The organism is Metabacillus sp. Hm71 (assembly GCF_051842955.2).
Classification (GTDB): domain Bacteria; phylum Bacillota; class Bacilli; order Bacillales; family Bacillaceae; genus Metabacillus.
This window is the reverse complement of the sequence record NZ_CM200278.1, coordinates 3,341,801-3,362,248: the sequence shown is the minus strand read 5'-3', so window position 1 is coordinate 3,362,248 and position 20,448 is coordinate 3,341,801. Positions and strand designations below refer to the sequence as shown.

The 20,448-nt window shown below is 37.7% G+C and carries 18 protein-coding genes and 2 pseudogenes; 13 read left to right on the top strand and 7 right to left on the bottom strand.

All coding sequences use genetic code 11. The features are described 5' to 3' along the window. Positions 1-35 precede the first annotated feature (35 nt). From ACSVDH_RS16480 to ACSVDH_RS16470, 3 genes are all read left to right on the top strand, one after another. Complete coding sequence (locus tag ACSVDH_RS16480; RefSeq protein ID WP_439251359.1) at positions 36-1,316, top strand: MFS transporter; 1,281 nt, start codon at positions 36-38, stop codon at positions 1,314-1,316. A gap of 292 nt (positions 1,317-1,608) precedes the next feature. Further along, the gene (locus ACSVDH_RS16475; RefSeq protein WP_439251358.1) at positions 1,609-2,478 is read left to right on the top strand and encodes an HAD family hydrolase; all 870 of its coding nucleotides are present in this window, start codon (positions 1,609-1,611) and stop codon (positions 2,476-2,478) included. Between the two features lie 94 nt (positions 2,479-2,572). Further along, the gene (locus ACSVDH_RS16470; protein ID WP_439251550.1) at positions 2,573-2,764 is read left to right on the top strand and encodes a cysteine-rich CWC family protein; all 192 of its coding nucleotides are present in this window, start codon (positions 2,573-2,575) and stop codon (positions 2,762-2,764) included. A gap of 86 nt (positions 2,765-2,850) precedes the next feature. On the opposite strand, the gene ACSVDH_RS16465 is transcribed toward ACSVDH_RS16470, so the two are convergent. Both ACSVDH_RS16465 and ACSVDH_RS16460 read right to left on the bottom strand, forming a co-directional pair. Continuing rightward, entirely contained in the window at positions 2,851-3,033 is a 183-nt protein-coding gene (locus ACSVDH_RS16465) for a small acid-soluble spore protein H (RefSeq protein ID WP_299089866.1), read from the bottom strand. Positions 3,034-3,143: 110 nt separating this feature from the next. After that, positions 3,144-4,043 carry a TetR/AcrR family transcriptional regulator gene (locus ACSVDH_RS16460; protein WP_439251357.1) on the bottom strand — a complete coding sequence of 300 codons (900 nt, stop codon included), beginning with the start codon at positions 4,041-4,043 and terminating at the stop codon, positions 3,144-3,146. Between the two features lie 211 nt (positions 4,044-4,254). Between ACSVDH_RS16460 and ACSVDH_RS16455 the strand changes: the two genes are divergently transcribed. Further along, a complete protein-coding gene (locus tag ACSVDH_RS16455) occupies positions 4,255-5,784 on the top strand; it encodes a DHA2 family efflux MFS transporter permease subunit (protein ID WP_439251356.1) in 1,530 nt (509 codons plus the stop codon). Between the two features lie 370 nt (positions 5,785-6,154). Here ACSVDH_RS16455 and ACSVDH_RS16450 read toward each other — a convergent pair whose 3' ends face one another. Next, positions 6,155-7,138, bottom strand: coding sequence for a glycoside hydrolase family 43 protein (locus ACSVDH_RS16450; protein WP_439251355.1), 984 nt, complete (start codon positions 7,136-7,138; stop codon positions 6,155-6,157). Between the two features lie 158 nt (positions 7,139-7,296). On the opposite strand from ACSVDH_RS16450, the gene ACSVDH_RS16445 reads away from it, so the two are divergent. After that, a complete protein-coding gene (locus ACSVDH_RS16445) occupies positions 7,297-7,944 on the top strand; it encodes a ThuA domain-containing protein (RefSeq protein ID WP_439251354.1) in 648 nt (215 codons plus the stop codon). A 113-nt stretch (positions 7,945-8,057) separates the two neighbouring features. Here ACSVDH_RS16445 and ACSVDH_RS16440 read toward each other — a convergent pair whose 3' ends face one another. Then, positions 8,058-8,963, bottom strand: coding sequence for a TIGR01777 family oxidoreductase (locus ACSVDH_RS16440; protein ID WP_439251353.1), 906 nt, complete (start codon positions 8,961-8,963; stop codon positions 8,058-8,060). 198 nt (positions 8,964-9,161) lie between these two features. Between ACSVDH_RS16440 and ACSVDH_RS16435 the strand changes: the two genes are divergently transcribed. Continuing rightward, entirely contained in the window at positions 9,162-10,034 is an 873-nt protein-coding gene (locus ACSVDH_RS16435) for a sulfurtransferase (protein ID WP_439251352.1), read from the top strand. A 62-nt stretch (positions 10,035-10,096) separates the two neighbouring features. Here the strand turns inward: ACSVDH_RS16435 and ACSVDH_RS16430 are convergent, their stop codons facing one another. Further along, the gene (locus ACSVDH_RS16430; RefSeq protein ID WP_439251350.1) at positions 10,097-10,264 is read right to left on the bottom strand and encodes a hypothetical protein; all 168 of its coding nucleotides are present in this window, start codon (positions 10,262-10,264) and stop codon (positions 10,097-10,099) included. Positions 10,265-10,383: 119 nt separating this feature from the next. On the opposite strand from ACSVDH_RS16430, the gene ACSVDH_RS16425 reads away from it, so the two are divergent. The 4 genes and pseudogenes from ACSVDH_RS16425 to ACSVDH_RS16410 all read left to right on the top strand — a co-directional run bounded on the left by ACSVDH_RS16425 (position 10,384) and on the right by ACSVDH_RS16410 (position 14,621). Continuing rightward, positions 10,384-11,058: a response regulator transcription factor gene (locus ACSVDH_RS16425; protein ID WP_439251349.1), complete on the top strand. Its 675-nt coding sequence runs from the start codon at positions 10,384-10,386 to the stop codon at positions 11,056-11,058. A gap of 134 nt (positions 11,059-11,192) precedes the next feature. Next, positions 11,193-12,389 (top strand): histidine kinase dimerization/phospho-acceptor domain-containing protein, encoded by a 1,197-nt coding sequence (locus ACSVDH_RS16420; RefSeq protein WP_518616667.1) that lies wholly within the window; start codon positions 11,193-11,195, stop codon positions 12,387-12,389. 87 nt (positions 12,390-12,476) lie between these two features. After that, on the top strand, positions 12,477-13,529 hold the full coding sequence (locus ACSVDH_RS16415) for a hypothetical protein (RefSeq protein WP_439251345.1): 1,053 nt from the start codon (positions 12,477-12,479) through the stop codon (positions 13,527-13,529). 245 nt (positions 13,530-13,774) lie between these two features. Further along, positions 13,775-14,621, top strand: a pseudogene (locus ACSVDH_RS16410) (aldo/keto reductase). 123 nt (positions 14,622-14,744) lie between these two features. Here ACSVDH_RS16410 and ACSVDH_RS16405 read toward each other — a convergent pair. Continuing rightward, the gene (locus ACSVDH_RS16405; protein ID WP_439251344.1) at positions 14,745-15,662 is read right to left on the bottom strand and encodes an AraC family transcriptional regulator; all 918 of its coding nucleotides are present in this window, start codon (positions 15,660-15,662) and stop codon (positions 14,745-14,747) included. Positions 15,663-15,863: 201 nt separating this feature from the next. On the opposite strand from ACSVDH_RS16405, the pseudogene ACSVDH_RS16400 reads away from it, so the two are divergent. Together ACSVDH_RS16400 and fbp are read left to right on the top strand one after the other, a co-directional pair. Further along, a pseudogene (locus tag ACSVDH_RS16400) lies at positions 15,864-16,843 on the top strand (aldo/keto reductase). 704 nt (positions 16,844-17,547) lie between these two features. Beyond that, complete coding sequence (gene fbp / locus ACSVDH_RS16395) at positions 17,548-19,482, top strand: fructose-1,6-bisphosphatase (RefSeq protein WP_439251343.1); 1,935 nt, start codon at positions 17,548-17,550, stop codon at positions 19,480-19,482. A gap of 127 nt (positions 19,483-19,609) precedes the next feature. Here the strand turns inward: fbp and ACSVDH_RS16390 are convergent, their stop codons facing one another. Continuing rightward, positions 19,610-19,756: a BH0509 family protein gene (locus ACSVDH_RS16390; protein ID WP_299094281.1), complete on the bottom strand. Its 147-nt coding sequence runs from the start codon at positions 19,754-19,756 to the stop codon at positions 19,610-19,612. A 364-nt stretch (positions 19,757-20,120) separates the two neighbouring features. Here ACSVDH_RS16390 and ACSVDH_RS16385 point away from each other — a divergent pair, with 364 nt between their 5' ends. Beyond that, a complete protein-coding gene (locus tag ACSVDH_RS16385) occupies positions 20,121-20,411 on the top strand; it encodes a phospholipase (RefSeq protein ID WP_439251342.1) in 291 nt (96 codons plus the stop codon). Positions 20,412-20,448 lie beyond the last annotated feature (37 nt).

The following is a 20,448-nucleotide window of genomic DNA, read 5'->3' as shown; positions in this document are numbered from 1 at the left end:
AGAAAAGGAATCTATGAAACGGGAGTTAAGGACAAATGAACAAACAAAATAGCAAATACAGATGGATCGTTTTTGCCAGCGTATTGTTTACTTACTTTATTATTGTGAGTCAAAGAACAGCACCTGGACTCATAACCGATCAATTAATGCATGATTTTAATGTGACAGCAGCCACCATCGGATTGCTTACAAGTATACAATTTTTTGCCTATGCTGGTTTGCAGGTTCCCATTGGAATTTTGTCCGATCGTTATGGGCCAAATTTCTTTCTTATCGTGGGAACACTGCTAACAGGTTTAGGAACGGTTATTTATAGTCTTGCCCCAAATGAAACAGTGCTGCTTCTTGCTAGATTAATAGTAGGAACAGGTGATGCAACAATTTGGGTGAATGTAGTGTTAATTTTAAGCCAATGGTTTAAAGGAAATGAATTTGTCAAATTGCTCGGTATGGCAGGAATGACAGGAAGTCTGGGCTTTTTGATGGCCACAGTGCCCTTTTCTGTCTTCATTGCCTTAACAGGGTGGAGAACTTCTTTCTTAACAATGGGTGTCCTATTATGCCTTTGTGGAATCCTTCTCTATATTGTGCTCATTAAACAGCCAAACCGTATGCACAAGAGCCATCCTGTAAGCACACCATTATCTGTTAAGACTGAGCAAAAACGTGAGAAAACGCTCGTCATTCTGAATCGGATTTTTTCCAATCGTCAAGCATGGGCAGCATTTTTCTGTCACTTTGGCGCTGTCGGGACCTATGTAGGTTTCATTGGTTCATGGGCTGTACCATATGGCATGCATATTTTTGATATGTCCCGATCTGGTGCGAGTCAATTTATTATGATTGGTCTGATTGGAGCACTTATAGGCGCTCCGTTAACAAGCTGGATATCAAGTCGTTATCATTCAATAAAAAAACCTTATATCCTTGTCCATCTTTTGATTCTTTTGAGCTGGTCCGCGTTTCTCTTATTTAGCGGAAAGCCTCCAATCATGATGCTTATGTTTCTTTTTTTACTGATCGGCTATGGAAATGGAGCTAGTGCCTTAACATTTGCCGTTGTACGTCAATCGTTTGATGTGAAAGAGGTAGGGGTTGCCTCTGGATTTGCAAATATGGGCGGCTTTTTAAGTGCCGTCCTGCTGCCGAGCCTTTTTGGAAAGGTACTTGACCATTTTCATGCTGCAGAAAGCAGTGTCGGATATTTTTACGGCTTCATGATTCCAGTTATCTTTTCATTGATTGGTTTAATTGGAGGATTTCTCATCAAGGAGCAGCCTCAGGAAGTCACGCAAACAAAGGAATTGACCGTATAGTCTTTTCTTGGTCTGATTAAGTAAGGGTCTGACTCCTCCAGTATATTGTGTTGGAGGGATCTGATCCTCTGTTTTTAAAAATAAAAAAGAAATTCTATCATAGTTTTTATGCCTGGCGCCTGCGCTTAGCACCTCTAGAGTTTTGTCACTTATGAGTGGAGGGTACAGTATACCTTCTATGTATGATCGCTTTATTAACTCTAGGCCGAGCAAGGCGCCCGCGCTTTTCATATGTTAAACGTACAAAAAGGTGTATAATTTCCTAATTAACTTTTTTGCAGGAGGAATGATCGTGGTGTTTACGCCTAAGGCTATCTTTTTAGACATGGATGGAACAATATTAAATCATTATAATCAGGTAAGCATACATACAAAAGAGATCATTGATACATTGCGAAACAAAGGAATCTATGTATTTATCGCAACTGGGAGATCATTTGATGAAATAGAAGGCGTAGTGCCAGAAGGCTTTCAAGTTGATGGGCTTGTTACCTCGAATGGTATGGCTGGATACGTCGGAAAGGATGTCGTTTATGAGCATTCTCTTTCTTTAGAGCTAGTTGAAATGGTTATCGACAAGGCAAGGAAAAACAAAGTATATTATGAGCTTTTCCCATACGGAAAAGCCCGAATTACCTTAAAGCAGGATCAACCGTATGTTGAACACGAAATTAGAGAGCCGAAGCCTGACAGCGTAGGTATTAATGAATGGCTTTCCCGGAAACAAGCGATTAAAGAAGAAATTAACTGGACAGAAAAAATAGAGGGAAATCGCTTTTCGAAGTTTTATTTCTTTTCTAGAACAAAAGAACATATCAATCAATGGAAAAATGAGCTTGATCTATTAAAAAACGAAATTAACTTTACTACTTCTGTATCTTCAGAACATAATGTTGAATTAATGGTTGCAAATGTGAATAAAGCAACAGGCATTCAACAAATGTTAAAGCGATTTGATTTGTCAGAACATGAAATCATGGCAATCGGTGATAGTGATAACGATATTCCTATGTTACGATTTGCGGGATATGCAGTAGCCATGAAAAATGCACCAGATAAAATAAAAGAAATAGCAGATGATGTAACAAATTTTACTTGTGACGAAGATGGCGTTTATCATTATTTAAAATCAAAATTTGGGGACATTGACGAACAGCACTAATGATTGCAACTTACCAATAAGATGTTAAAACGGCTAAAATCCTAATCGAAGCAGGAGCACAGTAATTTTTTAAAGGGGAAAGCGGGTGCTGCACATGTTTGAGGGAACCATCAAACCAATGGAATGTCCAATTTGCGGAAAATACAATAACTGTGGTTATGAATCATGCTGGTGCAGCAAAGAGTGTTTTCCACGTGAAATCTTTGACCTATTACCTGAGCATCAATTGAGAAAATCTTGTATTTGTAAAGAATGTCTTGATTATTTTAAGACAAAGCAAGAGTAAAATAGCCCATAACAATTTATAGGATGATTTATATTCTGCACAAAAAGGAAAACACCACTAAAAAGTGGTGTTTTATTGCTGAAGCACTATTCCATTTCAACAAGGCTTGATACAGGCACACTTTGTTTATTAGTTGGTTCATCGAGTGGGTGGATTGTACAAGTTCCGTTTTGTTGATCTACATGCTCAATATAGATTCCCGCCCCGTTATACGTGACATTCGCCATAGTTGAAGAATTTGCAATTTCTTGTGCGCGCTTTACATCCATTATATGACCTCCTTTTCATATGTAACAGTTAAAGTGTTTGCGATCAATGAAATAAATATGCATTTGTTGTTGTGTATTTGGTTGTAGAAAAATATATCACCCGTTATCCCTCATTCAATCCCATCTCGTACAGTAAAAAAACGAGAAACAAGCTGTTCAAGTTTCTCAAGTTGTTCTTTCTCAAACAATGCCTGACCCTTCTTCAAATATAAAAGTGTGCTTTCGATCAAAAATTGACGGGGATCCTTACCGTGTCTAAATTCATCCCAAATAAAATCTAAAAGTTCGACGTATTTTGCGTGATCTTTATGATCACTCACATTTTTCTTCATTATACCGATAACTTGCTTAAGCTCTTCTTGAAAGGCGGGCTCTGTTTTTCTTAATTCAGGTATAAGGCACTCTAAAAGCTCTGGCTTGTTTAATTGTTCACCTGTTTCAGCAAGCTCCTTAACAATCGTTTTAATTCGATTCACACTATAACGCACGACTTCGTGTACACCTGTATTCAAATCATGATCCATTTGATAATACTTTACGTTATGGTGTAAAATCCCCATGAACATAATAGCGCAATCTAACAAATAGGGCTTTTTGTCCTCTCCAAAAATTTCTAGAAAACGCTGGTAAACCCAGTGAAGCATTTTTAATTGGCCTTCTTTCATGAATTGCTTCAGCTCGGCATCATTTGAAACGAGAACTTCTTCAAAAAGAGTAAATAATTTATTTTTATTATTTGTATTTAATTGTAATTCAAGTTGCTTAATAAATAGATCAATATTCGAGCGATCTTGGCCAATTAATAATTCATTACGTTCTTTTTTAATTCTTTTAAAAATTTCCTTAAAAAGAGCAATTAATAACTCATTTTTAGATGAGAAATAATTATAAAAAGTGCCTTTTGAAATGCCGCTATACTCCAAAATATCTTGAATCGAGGTGTTTTGAAATCCTCGTTCAATAAATAATTGGTGGGCCATTTTGATCACATGCTGTTTTCGATCGTTCATTCTACATCACCTTTAGATAAATATGAAATGATTGCTGTTTTCCCTTTTGTACCGCAAGTATAAATTAATAGTACCTTTTTTTTTCGCAATCCACAAACCCTTATCGTAAAGGGAAATTTTTTTATTGCATTATTTGAACCGTTGGTATATTATATTCTATGCGTGAACTGAAGGTATAAAAATTGAACTCTATGTTTAGAGGGGGAATTATGTGGATCAAACGATCAAACAAGCGGAAGGACCAAACTATGGGATCTTAGCGATTCTTATGATTGGTGCTTTTATTGCATTTTTAAATAACACACTATTAAATATCGCTCTGCCTTCGATAATGAAGGATTTGGACATTAATGCTGCGACTGTACAATGGCTGACAACGGGGTATATGTTAGTAAATGGCGTGATGATTCCAACAACGGCCTTTTTAATTCAGAAATATTCTGTTCGCCGCCTATTCTTATCTGCGATGGGATTATTCGCGATCGGTACGATTGTGGCTGGCTTTACCGATATATTTGCAGTTTTATTGGCGGGACGCATGCTTCAGGCGTCTGGTTCGGCGATCATGATGCCGCTTTTAATGAACGTGATGCTTGTTAGCTTTCCAATTGAAAAAAGGGGAACGGCGATGGGGGTTTTTGGATTAATTTTAATGGCTGCCCCGGCAATTGGCCCGACTCTTTCAGGATGGGTCATTGAGCATTATGATTGGAGAATGCTTTTCCACTTCATCACACCTATTGCCATCGTGATTTTACTGATTGGTTTTTTCTTGCTTAAAGATAAGAAGGAAAAAATGGATATTCGTCTTGATTTAGTTTCACTTTTCCTTTCAAGCATCGGTTTTGGCGGTATCCTATACGGCTTTAGCTCTGCAGGTGACAAAGGCTGGGATAGTCCGTATGTCTATTTAACAATCATTATTGGCGTTTTGTCATTATTTGCATTTATCCTGCGTCAAACGAAACAGGAACGTCCAATGTTGAATTTTGGAATCTTTAAGTATCCGATGTTTGCCTTGTCATCATCGATTTCAATGGTTTTAAACATGGCCATGTTTTCAGGCATGCTTCTTTTACCAATCTACGTACAAACCATTCGCGGCATTTCACCATTTGATGCTGGGCTAATGATGCTTCCTGGTGCACTCGTTATGGCGCTAATGTCACCGGTCACTGGAAGATTATTCGATAAGTTCGGCGGAAAAATTCTAGCGATTACCGGCTTAACGATTACTACAATTACGACATATCTTTTTAGTACGTTAACATTAGAGACAACTTACACGCACTTAATGATCATACATGCGATTCGCATGTTCGGGATCTCAATGGTGATGATGCCGGTCTCAACAAACGGGTTAAATCAATTGCCGGCACGCTTTTACCCTCATGGTACCGCGATGAACAATACATTGAACCAGGTATCAGGAGCGATCGGAACAGCCTTATTGGTTACGATCATGTCAAACCGCACAGAATCAGCAGCTGCTGATTTAACTGCAGAGGCAACAAAACAATTTACCGGTCAGCCAACAGAAGCTGCCCTTGCTCAAATGCAGCAGCAAATTGCGATGGAAGCAATGCTTGACGGAATTAATTTTTCGTTCTACATTTCAGCATTTATCGCGGCTGTAGCCTTAATTCTCGCATTCTTCATTAAGCGTGTACGACAGGCTGAAGAGAAAATTGAACAAAAGCCTTCTAATAAAAAAGTTTCAGCAGGTTTAGTGGGAAATTAGAAAAATTGATGTGACGAAAGGCGCTTCCTTTTATTAGGATAGCGCCTCTTTTTTTATGTTTATTAAGTATACAAATAATGGAAAACAGGAAGCATGCAAATTCTCATTTTTAGAAAATTCTTTTTAGAAAAACCAAGGAAAAACCGATTTGCTATAGAATAAATATAGTGATGAAGATGCTTTCACAAAAAGCAGGGGGATTGGTACAATTGAAAAGAAAGATTTAGATTGCTGGCGCAAACAGGGGATTAAAACTTTCGATGGTAAAGGTTTTCCTTGAAGCGAATTTTAAAATCTTTGCAGGAGGTTATAATGAGGCAAGCACTTAGTTGAATTAATCAACCAACTAAGTGTGCCCATCTAAATTACACTATTCTTTATAAGGATCAATTGTTTGAATCGTGCCGTCCTCATTGTAGGTTAGTTCAGTGTATTTTACACTGCGCTTATGGTTAACCCCGCCTGATAAAGAGCTATCATGGTAAAACAAATACCATTTATCTTCAAATTGCACGATGGAGTGATGAGTCGTCCACCCGATAACAGGAGTGAGGATTTTTCCTTTATACACATAAGGTCCTAATGGATTTTTACTCATAGCATAGACAATGTAATGAGTAGTCCCTGTTGAATAGGAAAGGTAATAATATCCATTGTATTTGTGGACCCATGCACCTTCAAAAAATCTTCTTTCTTCATCACCTGCAAGAATAGGATTTCCAGCTTCATCAACAATCTTTATTTCCTGAGGGTCACCTTTAAAACGAAGCATGTCCTCGCTTAATTCAGCAACCATCGGCCCTAATGCAGGCTCTGTTGGAGCAGGTTCTTTTCCGTTTGGATCAAAGCTGCCAGTTTGCCATTTTTCTAATTGTCCGCCCCAGAGTCCGCCAAAATAAACATAGGCCTTATCATTATCGTCAACTAGCACAGCTGGGTCGATACTGAAGCTGCCCGGAATATAAGACTCTTGAGGGGTAAATGGCCCGGCAGGATTTTTACTTGTTGCAATACCAATTCGAAAGATTTCATCATGATCGCGTGCAGGGAAGAACAAATAATACGTATTGTTTTTATAAGCAGCATCTGGTGCCCATAACTGTTTTTTTGCCCATGGAATATCGCGCAAATGAAGGACTTCTCCATGGTCGACACATGGTGAAGCGAAGTTATCCATCGACAATACATGATAATCTTCCATAGCATACTGGTCACCATTATCATTTGTAGGTCCATCATGGTCAATATCATGTGAAGGATAAATATAAATTTTCCCCTCAAAAACATGTGCAGATGGGTCAGCAGTGTAAATATGCTCGACAATCGGTTTGTTAGGTTTTGTAGTCGTTTTCATTTTCTCTTCTCCTTTAGTAACATAGTAGTATGGTAGCGCTTTATTTCTATTATAACAATGTAACTATACCAAGCAAGATAAAGTTTTCAAGATTAATAAAAAAGGATAGATTAGTAGTAAAGAAACAAGAAAAAATGAAATGGCAGGTGTAAAAAAGAATGATAAAAATCGCAGCTTTATTAGGTGATTATTGGCATGACCCACAAGATGCGAAAGCTGGTTTAAAAGCAGCTCTATCAAGATTACCGTACAAAGCAGAGATTGATGTTCACTATATAACCCATCCAGAAGTTTCAGATGCGCTTGATGAGAAACCAACATTATTGATCAACGCAAAAATGAACCGGCTAAACCCAAAGGATGAGCATGTGATCACATGGTTAACTGATGAATTGGATGAGAAAATAGTAAACTATGTTGAATCAGGAGGAAATCTACTCACTTGGCATGCCGGTATGGCAAGCTACCCAAGTGAAAGCAAATACATTCAAATGCTGCGTGGTTATTTTGATTACCATCCGCCAGGACTTCAAGAGGTTACATATCGATATAAGGATAAAGAAAATACAAAAGAACAGACATTTTTACTCTCTGATGAACAATATTCTGTGATTTGTGATCAAGCAAAAACCGAAGTGGATCTTTGGAGTACGGGGGTCGCTGGAGATACCATTGCAGGCTGGAAGCATTTCTTTGGAAACGGGAAGGTGTGCTGCTTTACGCCAGCACATACGAAAGAAGGTATGTTGAACGAAAACGTTTCAACCTTGTTAGCCGAAAAAATAAATTGGCTAATTACTCGCTAAACAGGGTGGGAAAGATACTTTAAACACTATGAAAATGTAAGAAGTCCAAAAACGTTTGGCATTTGTTTTAGGACTTCTTAAAGGTGACTACTGTGATAAATAAATGAATTCAATTACCTCGTTTTCAGCAAATCTTCCAAAGCAGAATATAATGAAGGAAATGAAAATTCAAAACCAGTATCAAGTAATACTTTAGGGATCACATGCTGCCCTTTAAGAACAAGTGTGCTTTTCTGTCCGAGAATAAGTTTCATCACAAATGAAGGGACAGGAAGCCAATGGGGGCGACGTAAAACTGAACCAATTGTCTTTCCAAATTCCTTCATTTTTACTGGGGTTGGAGCTGTGACGTTGACAGGCCCATGTATCGCATCATGTTTCATCACAAAGGCAATAGCTCTGACAACATCTGTCACATGAACCCAAGACACACATTGTGCACCACTGCCAACTGTACCGCCTGTGAACAATCGGTATGGGAGCACCATAAGAGGAAGCGCACCTTCCTTTTTACCAAGCACAACACCGAATCTCATCAAAACAGTACGAATTCCAAGAGACTCTATTTGTTTTGCTTTTGTTTCCCAGTCATAGACTGTTTGACCAAGAAAATCAGTTGCTGGTTCTACTGAATCCTCTGTATATATAGTATCAAATGAAGGTGGATAAATACCGATCGCACTGGCATTGATAAAAACAGACGGCTTTTCGGCCAAAGCGGCAACAATTCGCACTAACTCATCTGTTGCTTTCATCCGGCTGTCATAAATCTGCTTTTTATGGGCAGTATTCCATCTGCCTGCGTTAATGGAAACACCAGCTAAATTTATGATGGCATCTGCATGATTAATCACTCTTTCAGGAGAAGTACCGTTTTCAAGCCATTGTACATATGTAACATTTTTTGAAGAAATTTGCCTTTTCCTTGTTAAGATCACTATTTCATGTCCTTCGTGAAGAAGGGTGTCAGTCAATATTCGTCCAATAAACCCAGACCCACCAGCAATGACGATTCTCATGTTCTCCCTCCGATTCAAAACAAAGCTTACTTTTATTATGGAGGATGGCAGCCTTATTGTAAAATATTACTGAATGCAAATGAGTGTAAAAGAATTCAATAATGGAAGATTTATTAGATAAAATGGTATGATTGGGAAAGTACTAGTCTCATAAACTTGGAATATGCATTGAAAATAATTTTGACAAGGAGAATGACTATGCAAAACATTGTCAGTACCGAATGGCTTGCTGCAGAAATCGAGAAAATGAATGAAAAACTTGTCATCGTTGATACACGATTTAATTTAATCAATCCCGAGGAAGGGTATAACCAGTATAGAGAAGGACATATACCCGGTGCAGTTTATGCTGATCTTGAAAAACATCTCTCAGCTCCTATTGATCAGCATGGCGGACGTCATCCTTTGCCTGATGTAGACTTATTAGCGAAATGCTTGGGTGAAATTGGAATAGACAATGATTCACAAGTCATTATTTATGATGATCAAGGCGGAATGATCGCATCACGTCTATGGTGGTTGCTTCATTACATTGGAGTATCGAATGTTGCTATATTAGATGGCGGTTGGAAAAAATGGACAAGTGAAAATAACTCAATTAGCACGGGCGTGCCTAATCCTTCAGTGAAAACATTACATCCGCGTGTAAATCCTGAGTGGAAATGGGTTGACCATGATGAGGTGAAAGAAAAGCTTCATCACTCAGATACCATTCTAATCGATTCCAGAGAAAATCCACGTTATCTTGGCGAATTCGAACCGATCGATCCAGTAGCTGGGCATATACCAGGGGCAAGAAATTATTTTTGGAAAGATGTTCTGAATGAAGAGGGAAGCTTTAAGAAAAGGGATGAGTTAATTGCTCATTTCTCTGACGTTCCTTTAAAAAAGGAAGTCATCGTTTATTGTGGATCTGGAGTATCAGCATGTCCGAATATTTTAGCTCTTAAAGAAGCAGGATATGCAAATGTTAAACTTTACGCTGGGAGCTGGAGCGATTGGATTACCTATATAGACAATCCAATTGCTGTAGGAGATGAAGGGGAACATGATAGAGATTCTAATAGGTAATTATTAATAATACATGATTGGGGGTGTCTCAAAAGCAAAGAGGCAGTCCCACACAAAAAAGCTTAATTAATCTCATCATCCATCTTAGCTGCTTCACCGAGCTTGTTCAAAGATTTCTTAAATGAATTTGCTCTATTTTTTACATTCTGCTCTAAATGAATCTCTTCCGCTTTTGTATTCCAAATGCTATATTTAATCTCATTTTTTTGAAATTCGTCTTTTTCTGACATGTTATATTCTCCTATTTATAAGATTATCCAACCTCTATTTATTACATAGTCTTTGACAAGTTTTTTGTTTTATACGTACTTTTTTAGAGGGTATTTTATTAAAAAAGGAGTGAAAGATATTGTGTTTTACAATTCTACATATAGAAGATGATGAAGAAATCGGTTCATGGGTTAGTGCGTTTTTTATAGAACGCGGATATAAAGTGATTTGGTTGAAGTCAGGGCATCGCGCCTTAGAACATATGGAACAATCGGATGTTGTGATTATCGACATCATGCTTCCAGGACTTGATGGATATACGGTCGGTCAGCGTATGAAGCAGAAGTTTCCTAATATACCTGTTATGATGCTCACAGCGAGAACGTCTATGGAAGATAAACTGCAAGGGCTTGCCTTTGCAGATGATTATATGACAAAACCGTATCATCCTGATGAACTTGAAGCTCGAATTCAAATTCTGCTCAGGCGCTCAGGTGCAATGTCGAGCGATCAGATTCAGCTTAAGCATTTGAGGATTGATCGGAAGGCAAACCGCATTTTGAATAAAGAAACTAACACGGAAATTCTTTTGACTGGTAAACAGTTTTATATTTTTATGTATCTTCTTGATCATCCGAATCAAATCTTGACTCAAAGACAAATATATGAATCTGTTTGGGATGATAGCTATATAAAAGGGGATAAAACTTTAATGGTGCACATCCGTCATTTACGTGAAAAAATAGAGCTTGACCCCAGTGTTCCTAAAATAATTGAAACAATTCGGGGTATCGGGTATCGGTTGAAGATATGAATCTTCGAAAATCACTTGTCACCAAATATTTGTTCCTGATTTTCACCTCTTTACTAATGTGGCCCATTTTACCAGCTATCTATTATCTACCTGACATCCTGCTTAAAAAAGGTGAGATACATGAGCCGCAGGAAATGGAAAATATGTGGGAACATGCAACTGAACAACTCAAAGAAGCTAATGGGGATACCATCAATAATACGCTAGGTAAGATACAAAATCGTTATCCTAAAGCAGAGCTGTTTTGGGTCGATAATACAGGAAAGACTCATAGGATCGGTAAGAAAATCAATGACATTCCAGAGCAATGGACACCTATTAACCTCATCAACTATCTTGAAAGGAACAAGCATCAAGAGATATTTACATTGACCGCTCCGATTGGCGAAAATGGTAGCCAAGGGTTTATGGTATTCCAAATTCCAAAATCTTTTACCACTCTGTCAATTTCACCTGTAACTAGAGATCTCTTTTTAATTCTCATTATTTTTGCCGCAGGTGTTTTAATTATTGCGGTCTCCTTGTTGTTCTTTTTGAATATTCGCAAAAGACTTATTCGACTTCAAATGGCTATGTCAGATCCGGTACATAACGGAATCCCAGATGAGGTCATTGTTAAAAACAGTGATGAAATAGGGCAGTTGGAAAAAGCTTTTAACAAGATGGTTACACAATTAAAAATCAGTCGTGCGCGGGAAAAGGAAGAAGAAAATATTCGTAAGCAATGGATCACCAACTTATCTCACGATCTCAGGACGCCATTGACAGTCATTCAGCAGCATGTCTATACCGTTCAGACTAATCCTTCATCACCAAAAGCAATAAAGTCAATAGATATCATTATTAAAAAACTCAAAGATGTTGGTCAATTATTAGAAAATCTACTCACCTATACTTTACTTTCAGCTGGAAAACATCCAATAAAACTGGAAAATATCGACGTTATTGAAGTATTACACCATTCCGTTGTGGAATGGTACCCTGTTTTAGAAAAAGAGGGATTTCAAGTTGAGATCGATTTGCCGGATTACGTGTTAATCTGGAAAGTTGATCCGTTATGGGTACGATGTATCGTGGATAACCTCTTACAAAACGTCATCAGATATGCCGGATCTGGTCAATACATCGGGATTGGTGTTATTGAACGGAAAGGAAAAATATGCCTGCTTATTGAGGATAAAGGAGAAGGAATTAAGAACACTACAGAGGCGAAAGGAGCCGGTATTGGTTTGTCGATCGTTTCCCTCATGACAAAAGAAATGGATATCGATTGGGAGGTATCAAGCTCTCAAAAAGGTACACTCCATTATTTAAGCCAGAACTTAAACTAAAATTAAACTTCCAGTCACCTTAATTTTCCATTTGCCAAGTAAAGTGGAATTTAAGGTGATTTTATTTTTAATGGAAGGGTGTTTGAATTGATTACTAACAAAACAAATGATCAATCTAGACTAAATCGAAGTGCTGCCTTTATCATTGCTTGGTCCCTGATCTACGGAGCGCTTCACCTATACTGGGCGCTTGGTGGAGGAGGGTATCCATTCTTAAATGAGGATCTTGAATTGTTCGCAGCCATGATAACCTATCTTCCCCCACTGGTTGGAAGCAGTCTTTTCGTTATACTATGTATCCTCGGTATATTGGTTGGTGTGGAGATAATAAGAACAAATAGATTCATTCCAAAATGGTTTATTCTTACCTTTTTGTGGGGATCAGTCGTTGCACTGCTTCTCTTCGTACCAGATTCAAGCATGATTGCTGCGATGGCTTATGCCATTTTGCTTAAATTTCAATTTAATTGGCTGATGCTGAATCAGATTATCAGTATTATCGGTGCACTTTTGTTTGGTTTTGCCGCCATCGCATTCCAAAGAAAAAGGCGAAATGCTTGTCAACATTGCGGCAGAACAGAAAATCAGAAACCGAACTTCCTCGTACGATGGGGCAAATGGATTACCTATTTAGCAGTGCTCGCACCTCTGCCATATGCGATAAGCCGTTATGCATGGGCGCTTGGTATCCCATTGGGAATAGACAAAAATATCTTGCAAAATTTATCAAGTATCAATCCAATGCATCAGATTATTGAATGGGTATTCGGCTCACTTTGTATTGTAGGAGGCCTTCTCACTCTTGGACTCATTCAAAAATGGGGCGAAAGATTCCCATTGTGGTTTCCCTTCATTGGCGGTAAAAGTGTCCCCGTTTTATTAGCCGTGATTCCAGCAACCTGTGTTGCCATTGCTGTAACAAGCGCCGGATTTGTTTTTACTTCATCTTTTATCGCAGTCAAATTTCAGCTTGTACCAGCAGTTGGGCTGTTAGCGAGCCAAATCTGGGGCACAGTTGGACCAATGCTTCTCTGGTTTCCTTGGGGAGTAGCGTTAGGTTTGGCGGCAATTGCTTATTATTATCGGAGAAGAGGTCAATGTAAGTATTGTGGGAGGGGTAGGAGTGAAACGATATTTTAATAAATCTAGTAGTGCAACGCTATACTGGTAAAAATAATTGTATTTCTATAAATTTACTATTAAATTTCAATAACGTTGTAAAGCTGCATTTAAAAAAGAAAATGCAGCTTTACACCATTAAACGACAAACTATAAATGATAATGAAGAAAACAGATTTACTTGCAACTTCGAAAAAGTTTTCAAAAAGGAAAAAGATTCATAACTATGGTACCCTTAAGATATTAAGAGTAAGGAGTGATAGATGATGAGTATGACAATTCCTGAAGTAACCCTCAATGATGGTATAACAATTCCGGTTATAGGCCTGGGTACATATACTCTTAAAGGTAGTCAGGGCGGCCAATGCGATTCAATATGCAATTGATGAGATAGGCTACCGGTTAATCGATTCGGCTTATAATTATGAAAACGAAGGAACGGTAGGGGAAGCTGTTAGACGCAGTTCTGTACCAAGAGAAGAGTTGCGAATTACATCCAAATTACCAGGCCGCTATCAGGCTTATGATCTTGCGGTAACGACGATTCAAGAATCCTTGTACCGTGCAAATCTAGATTATTATGATTTATACCTCATTCATTGGCCAAATCCTAAACAAGGTAAATATGTGGAAGCGTGGCAGGCATTAATTGACGCTAAAAAGCAGGGACTTATCCGTTCGATTGGTGTTTGCAATTTCCTACCTGAACATCTTGAACGTTTGGAAAAGGAAACAGGTGTTAAGCCAAGCATCAACCAAATTGAATTACATCCATTTTTTAATCAAGCCGAGCAAAGAAATTGGCATGAGGAGAATGAAATTACTACTCAATCCTGGAGTCCATTAGCACGTGCGACAGAAGTTTTACATTATGACACGCTTCAAACAATTGCACATCATCACAACAAGTCGGTTTCACAAGTGATCTTACGTTGGCATTATCAGCTCGGAGCTGTTTCAATTCCAAAATCTTCATCACCTGAACGACAACGAGAAAATATCTCAATTTTTGATTTTTCTCTTGATGAAACAGAAATGAACATGATTTCAAAGTTAACCAGACCTGATGGAAGACTGAAAAATCAGGATCCTGCTGTGTATGAAGAATTTTAATGATTAATATATAATGTTAAAGCAAATCGTCCTCCAAATTGGAGGGCGATTGTCTTATTTTTGTTGACATAATTCTGTATTGGCACACAATCACCATTACATTTGTTTGTTAGTGCAGTAGATTCATGCATTGATCTTTTGGTTGAATTTCTCCCTCATGCGCTTAATATCTTCTCTTGGCGGAAGACCAAACATACGGGAATATTCACGACTAAATTGCGATGGACTTTCGTACCCTACACGAAATGCGACATCAGCGGCATCTGTAGATTCCGTTAATAACAGACGTCTAGCTTCCTGCAGCCGCAATTGTTTTTGGAACTGAATCGGGCTCATCGCGGTGATTTCTTTAAAGTGTCTATGTAACGAAGCAGCACTCATATTTGCTAGTTCAGAAAGCTCCTCTATAAGAAAAGATCTTTCAAAGTTATTCATGATATAGTCGATTACGGCTCGGATTCGATTGGTGCGGCTACCTTCTATTACCATTTGTTTCAAAGTGCCCCCATAAGGACCTTGAAGAACCCGATAAAGAATTTCTTTCGTAAACAAAGGAGCAAGTACCGGGATATCTTTCGGATTATCTAGCAAACGAGCTAGTCTTACAACAGGTTCTAACAGAGATGGCTCTATTTTACAGACAAAAAGGCCACGTTTAGAAGCTTTTATCGGTTCTTCTCCAATTTCAGTATCACTTAAAACCTCTAAAATCTGATTCGGTGTGAATTCAAGTTTGAGAGCGAGATACGGAGCATCAGTAGAGGCTTTTATCGCTTGCCCAGTAACTGGCAAATTAACGGATGCAACAAGGTAATCGGCAGGACCGTATGTAATACGTTCTTTTGCAAGCATTACTTCTTTCTCACCTTGAATAACTATACAAAAGGATGGTTTGTATACTCCATAAAGTGGTTCGGTAACAAGCGATTCACGAATGAAAAATAATGATGGAATAGCTGTTGGGTGAACACCGTCCTGTCCTGAATAATGTTCAATAAGTTTTGCGAGTTCATGCTGCTGATTGTATATTCGCTCAGACATAAATGATTCTCCTTAATCCCTTCATTTTTGGTAGTTTTATTTTATCTTATATTTAACGCATATGTAAGTGGCTTTGATAGGATTAGGCAAACATTTGAGACGAATGTGATAACGGTTGATTCTTCCTTTGTTGCATAATTAGAGTACATAAGACAAAAAAACATTAGAAATGTAAATGCTAATAAAGGAAGGTGCATGAAAATGCAATATATGAAACTTGGAAATACAGGCTTGGATGTATCCCGGCTTTGTCTTGGTTGTATGAGCTTGGTGTAGCAAAGCGGTGGATTCATCCATGGGTGCTTGATGAGGAGAGCAGCCCCCTATTATTAAAAAAGCCCTTGAGTTAGGAATTAATTTTTTCGATACGGCGAATGTCTATTCAGACGGAACAAGTGAGGAAATCGTAGGAAGGGCTTTAAAGGATTATGCAAATCTTGGATGAAGTTGTTTTAGCTACAAAGGTTTATTTTCCCATGCATGAAGGTCCAAATGGTTCCGGGCTTTCCCGAAAGGCAATCATGAGTGAAATTGATAATAGTCTTAAAAGTCTGGGAACCGATTATGTCGATCTATATATTATCCACCGCTGAGATTACGATACACCTATTGAAGAAACGATGGAAGCACTCCATGATGTTGTGAAGTCTGGGAAGGCAAGATATATTGGTGCTTCTGCTATGCACGCATGGCAGTTCCAAAAGGCATTGCATGTAGCAGAGAAAAATGGCTTGACAAGGTTTGTCTCAATGCAGAATCATTTAAACCTCATATACCGTGAAGAGGAGAGGGAGATGCTGCCGCTTTGTAAGGAAGAAAAAATCGCGGTGACACCATATAGTCCGCTTGCATCAGGGAGATTGACACGTGATTGGTCGGAAACAACGAATCGTTCGAAAACCGATCAAATTCAAAGATCCTAATATGATGCGACTGCTGATGCTGATCGATTGGTCGTGGAGCGGGTTGAAGAAATTGCAGAAAAACACGGCGTTCCCCGTATTCATATTGCACTTGCTTGGTTGTTGCAGAAAGAAACAGTAACAGCTCCTATAATCGGTGCTACGAAAATCTCTCATCTTGAGGATGCAGTAGGTGCTCTATCCATTAAGTTAACATTTGAAGAAATTAACCTACTTGAAGAACCGTATGTACCGCACCAAATAGTTGGGTATAAATAAGGTTAATCCTTATTTATTCTCCAATTTGATTATTTTGTCATAATGGAATCGATATCAATACATAGTGATAGTGTTAGCCATTATTTAGAAAGTGAAAGCCCTGATTTCCATGCTCATTGAAGGAAATTAGGATTTATTTACATCTATCTAGAGTAATAAAACCAAAGGCAAAAAAGAATGCGTAGAAGGAATGAATCGTGGAGCTATTATAGACAAAGTCATTCATTTTTATGATATTAGGGATGATTTTCTATCCACTGCTTTTTATATGCTTTACCCAACGCTGCCACTTTTTTAATGAGATAGGCGCAAAGAATCACAGGGCGGGCTGGCAAGCTTGTAAAACTCTTGGTTGTAACCCATTATTTTGAAAGCGGTGTACATTATCATTTAGCACTCCGTTTTCCTCTTGACCATTATTCCAATGCCTATTAAAATAGCAATTATTCTAATATTTCAAACACCTTCAACCATACTTTAAATCAATGAAAATTGGTAAATGTAAATTTTCCCCTCTCAAAGTGTAGCCTATTATGCTTTTTACGTTTATTATAAAGAGGAATGAGTTTGTTTTGAACCGCAAACAAAGACAATAAAAAGATAAGGTTAGATATCATTTCGATTTATGTTTTCTATTATAATGAAACTATTTAATCGAAATCTTTTCATAATAAAATGATGAGCATTGAAAGGGGATACATGTTTTGGACAAAAAACACCTAGATTTACTGGCCAAAATCTATGATAGTGAAGAAAAAGTGGTAACTGAAATTATTAATCTTGAAGCCATTCTTAATCTACCAAAGGGAACAGAACATTTTGTCAGTGATTTACACGGGGAGTATCAAGCCTTTCAACATGTGTTAAGAAATGGGTCAGGGAAGGTTAAAGAGAAGATTGAAGACATTTATAAAAAGGTATTAACTGAAAAAGAAATTAAAGAATTTGCCACATTAGTGTATTATCCTGAAGAAAAAATTCAATTAATTAAAAATAATTTTGACAACGAGCAAGAATTACACCAATGGTACACAGTCATCATTGAGCGGATGATAAAGCTGATTTCCTATGCCTCATCCAAATATACACGTTCGAAATTACGAAAAGCATTGCCTGCTCAATTTGTTTATATTATTGAAGAACTGTTATACAAATCAGATGAATTCACGAATTTTAAGGAGCCTTATTATTCAAAAATTGTTCAGCAAATCATTTCCCTCGGACAAGCCGATAAGCTCATTATAGGTCTTGCCTATACGACGCAGAGATTGGTTGTTGATCATCTTCATGTCGTGGGGGATATTTATGATCGTGGTCCCGAGCCTGATAAAATTATGGAGGCTCTTATCAATTATCATTCTGTCGATATTCAATGGGGAAATCATGATGTTCTATGGATCGGTGCTTTTGCTGGTTCAAAGGTGTGTCTCGCGAATATTATTCGCATCTGTGCACGCTACAACAATTTGGATATTATTGAAGATGTGTATGGCATCAATCTTAGACCTCTCCTTAATTTAGCTGAGAAATACTATGGAGACAACCCGGCATTTAGACCGAAAATTCAAGCAGAGGATAAAGTTACTGAGGAAGAAAAGATACAAATTACAAAAATTCACCAAGCGATCGCAATGATTCAGTTCAAGCTTGAAAGTCCTATTATAAAAAGACGCCCGAACTTTAATATGTCAGAAAGGCTTTTACTAGAAAAAGTGGATTATGACAAAAATGAAATCACAATTCAGGGGAAAACATACCCTCTAGAAAATACTTGCTTTGCAACGGTTAATCCTGAGCAGCCTGATCAATTGCTGGAGGAAGAAGAGCAAGTGATGGACAAGCTGTTATTTTCCGTTCAGCATTCCGAAAAGCTTGCTAGACATATGAATTTCCTCATGAAAAAAGGCAGTCTTTATTTAAAATATAACGGAAACCTATTAATCCATGGCTGTATTCCTTTAGATGAAGAAGGAAATATGGAAAAAATGGTCATTGAAGGCAAAACCTATGCAGGTCGTGAATTACTTGATGTGTTTGAACATTATTTGCGTTACTCTTTTGCACATCCTGAAAAGACAGATGATCTTGCTACAGATATGGTCTGGTATTTATGGACAGGAGAATATTCATCACTCTTTGGGAAAAGAGCAATGACCACGTTTGAAAGGTATTTCATTAAGGATAAGACAACCCATAAAGAGAAAAAGAACCCATACTATTATTTACGAGAAAATGAAGAAACCTGCGGCAAAATCTTAGCTGAATTTGATCTTGACCCCGAACAGGGTCATATCATCAATGGGCATACTCCTGTTAAGGAAATTGAGGGAGAAAATCCAATCAAAGCAAATGGGAAAATGATTGTCATTGATGGCGGCTTCTCAAAAGCTTATCAAAAAACAACCGGGATTGCAGGATACACATTATTATATAATTCCTTTGGTATGCAGCTTGTTGCCCATCAACATTTTACGTCAAAGGAAGATGTTCTATTAAATGGAACAGATGTATTATCCGTGAAGAGAATCGTTGATAAAGAACTTGAAAGGAAAAAGGTTCTAGAAACAAATGTTGGAGAGGAATTATTACAGGAAGTATCGATTTTGAATAGTTTGATGGAATATCGCTATATGAACTAAAATGGCCTTCTTATCATATGGTAACAAGCAGGATTCATGAGGTCCTGCTTGTTTATTTTTGTCCTTAAAAATGTAGAAAGCTTTTGTACTTGGTACAAAAGCTTATGTTTATCATTAAATTTTCATATTACATATAGTCATAGCAAGAATCTACAAAATAGAGCCAATGGTAATATTCAATCTGTGAATCTGTCATTTTAGCAATTTCTTTTTCATTGAATTTTTGTTTTTCTAATAATTGCTTGACTTTGCTATCTCTTGCTAGTTGGCTCATCATAAATCCCCCTTATAGTATAAGAAGTAGTGAAGTAACTACATTCTGTAAACGCCTTCTTAATGATTTCTTATTAGTATTATATATCTCAAACTGAGATAAAACCAATATCACTTTGAGATATATTTGTTGGAACTAATATAGAAAAGTTATTTATTGCTTCTTTTGTCTAGATTCAGCTGTAAAAATAGGCAAACATGACAACTTTTTTGAAGGTTACCGTGTTTTTAGTTAAAAACTAATGGCGTTAAAAGTCGAGTAGTTAATGAAAGCAACCGACAAAATCTATGTAAAGTAGGTATCTAAACATCCTCCTTTCAAGAAATCTTCATATATATAAATGAAGGAAGGAGATGTGGGAAGAATGTCAGCGCGGAAACGAAAGCCGGGGTTTTGTATATTTCCAGGTTATAGATGGTGCGGTCCTGGCTGCAGCGGATCAGGTGCTCCGATTAATGATGTTGATGCTTGTTGTCTAATGCACGATAAATGTTTAAGCAGGGGGCGGTCCATATGTCAATGTGATCGCGAATTTATAAATTGTTTGCGCTCAAAAATTAACCATCGTACAGAAAAGGGAAGAAAAGCAGCGATCATGTATGAATACATGAAAATCCAAAGCCTATTTACTTGCGGCTTTGATAAACGAGGATAATATTTAGGATCGGAGTTGCTAAAGGCAGCTCTTTTCT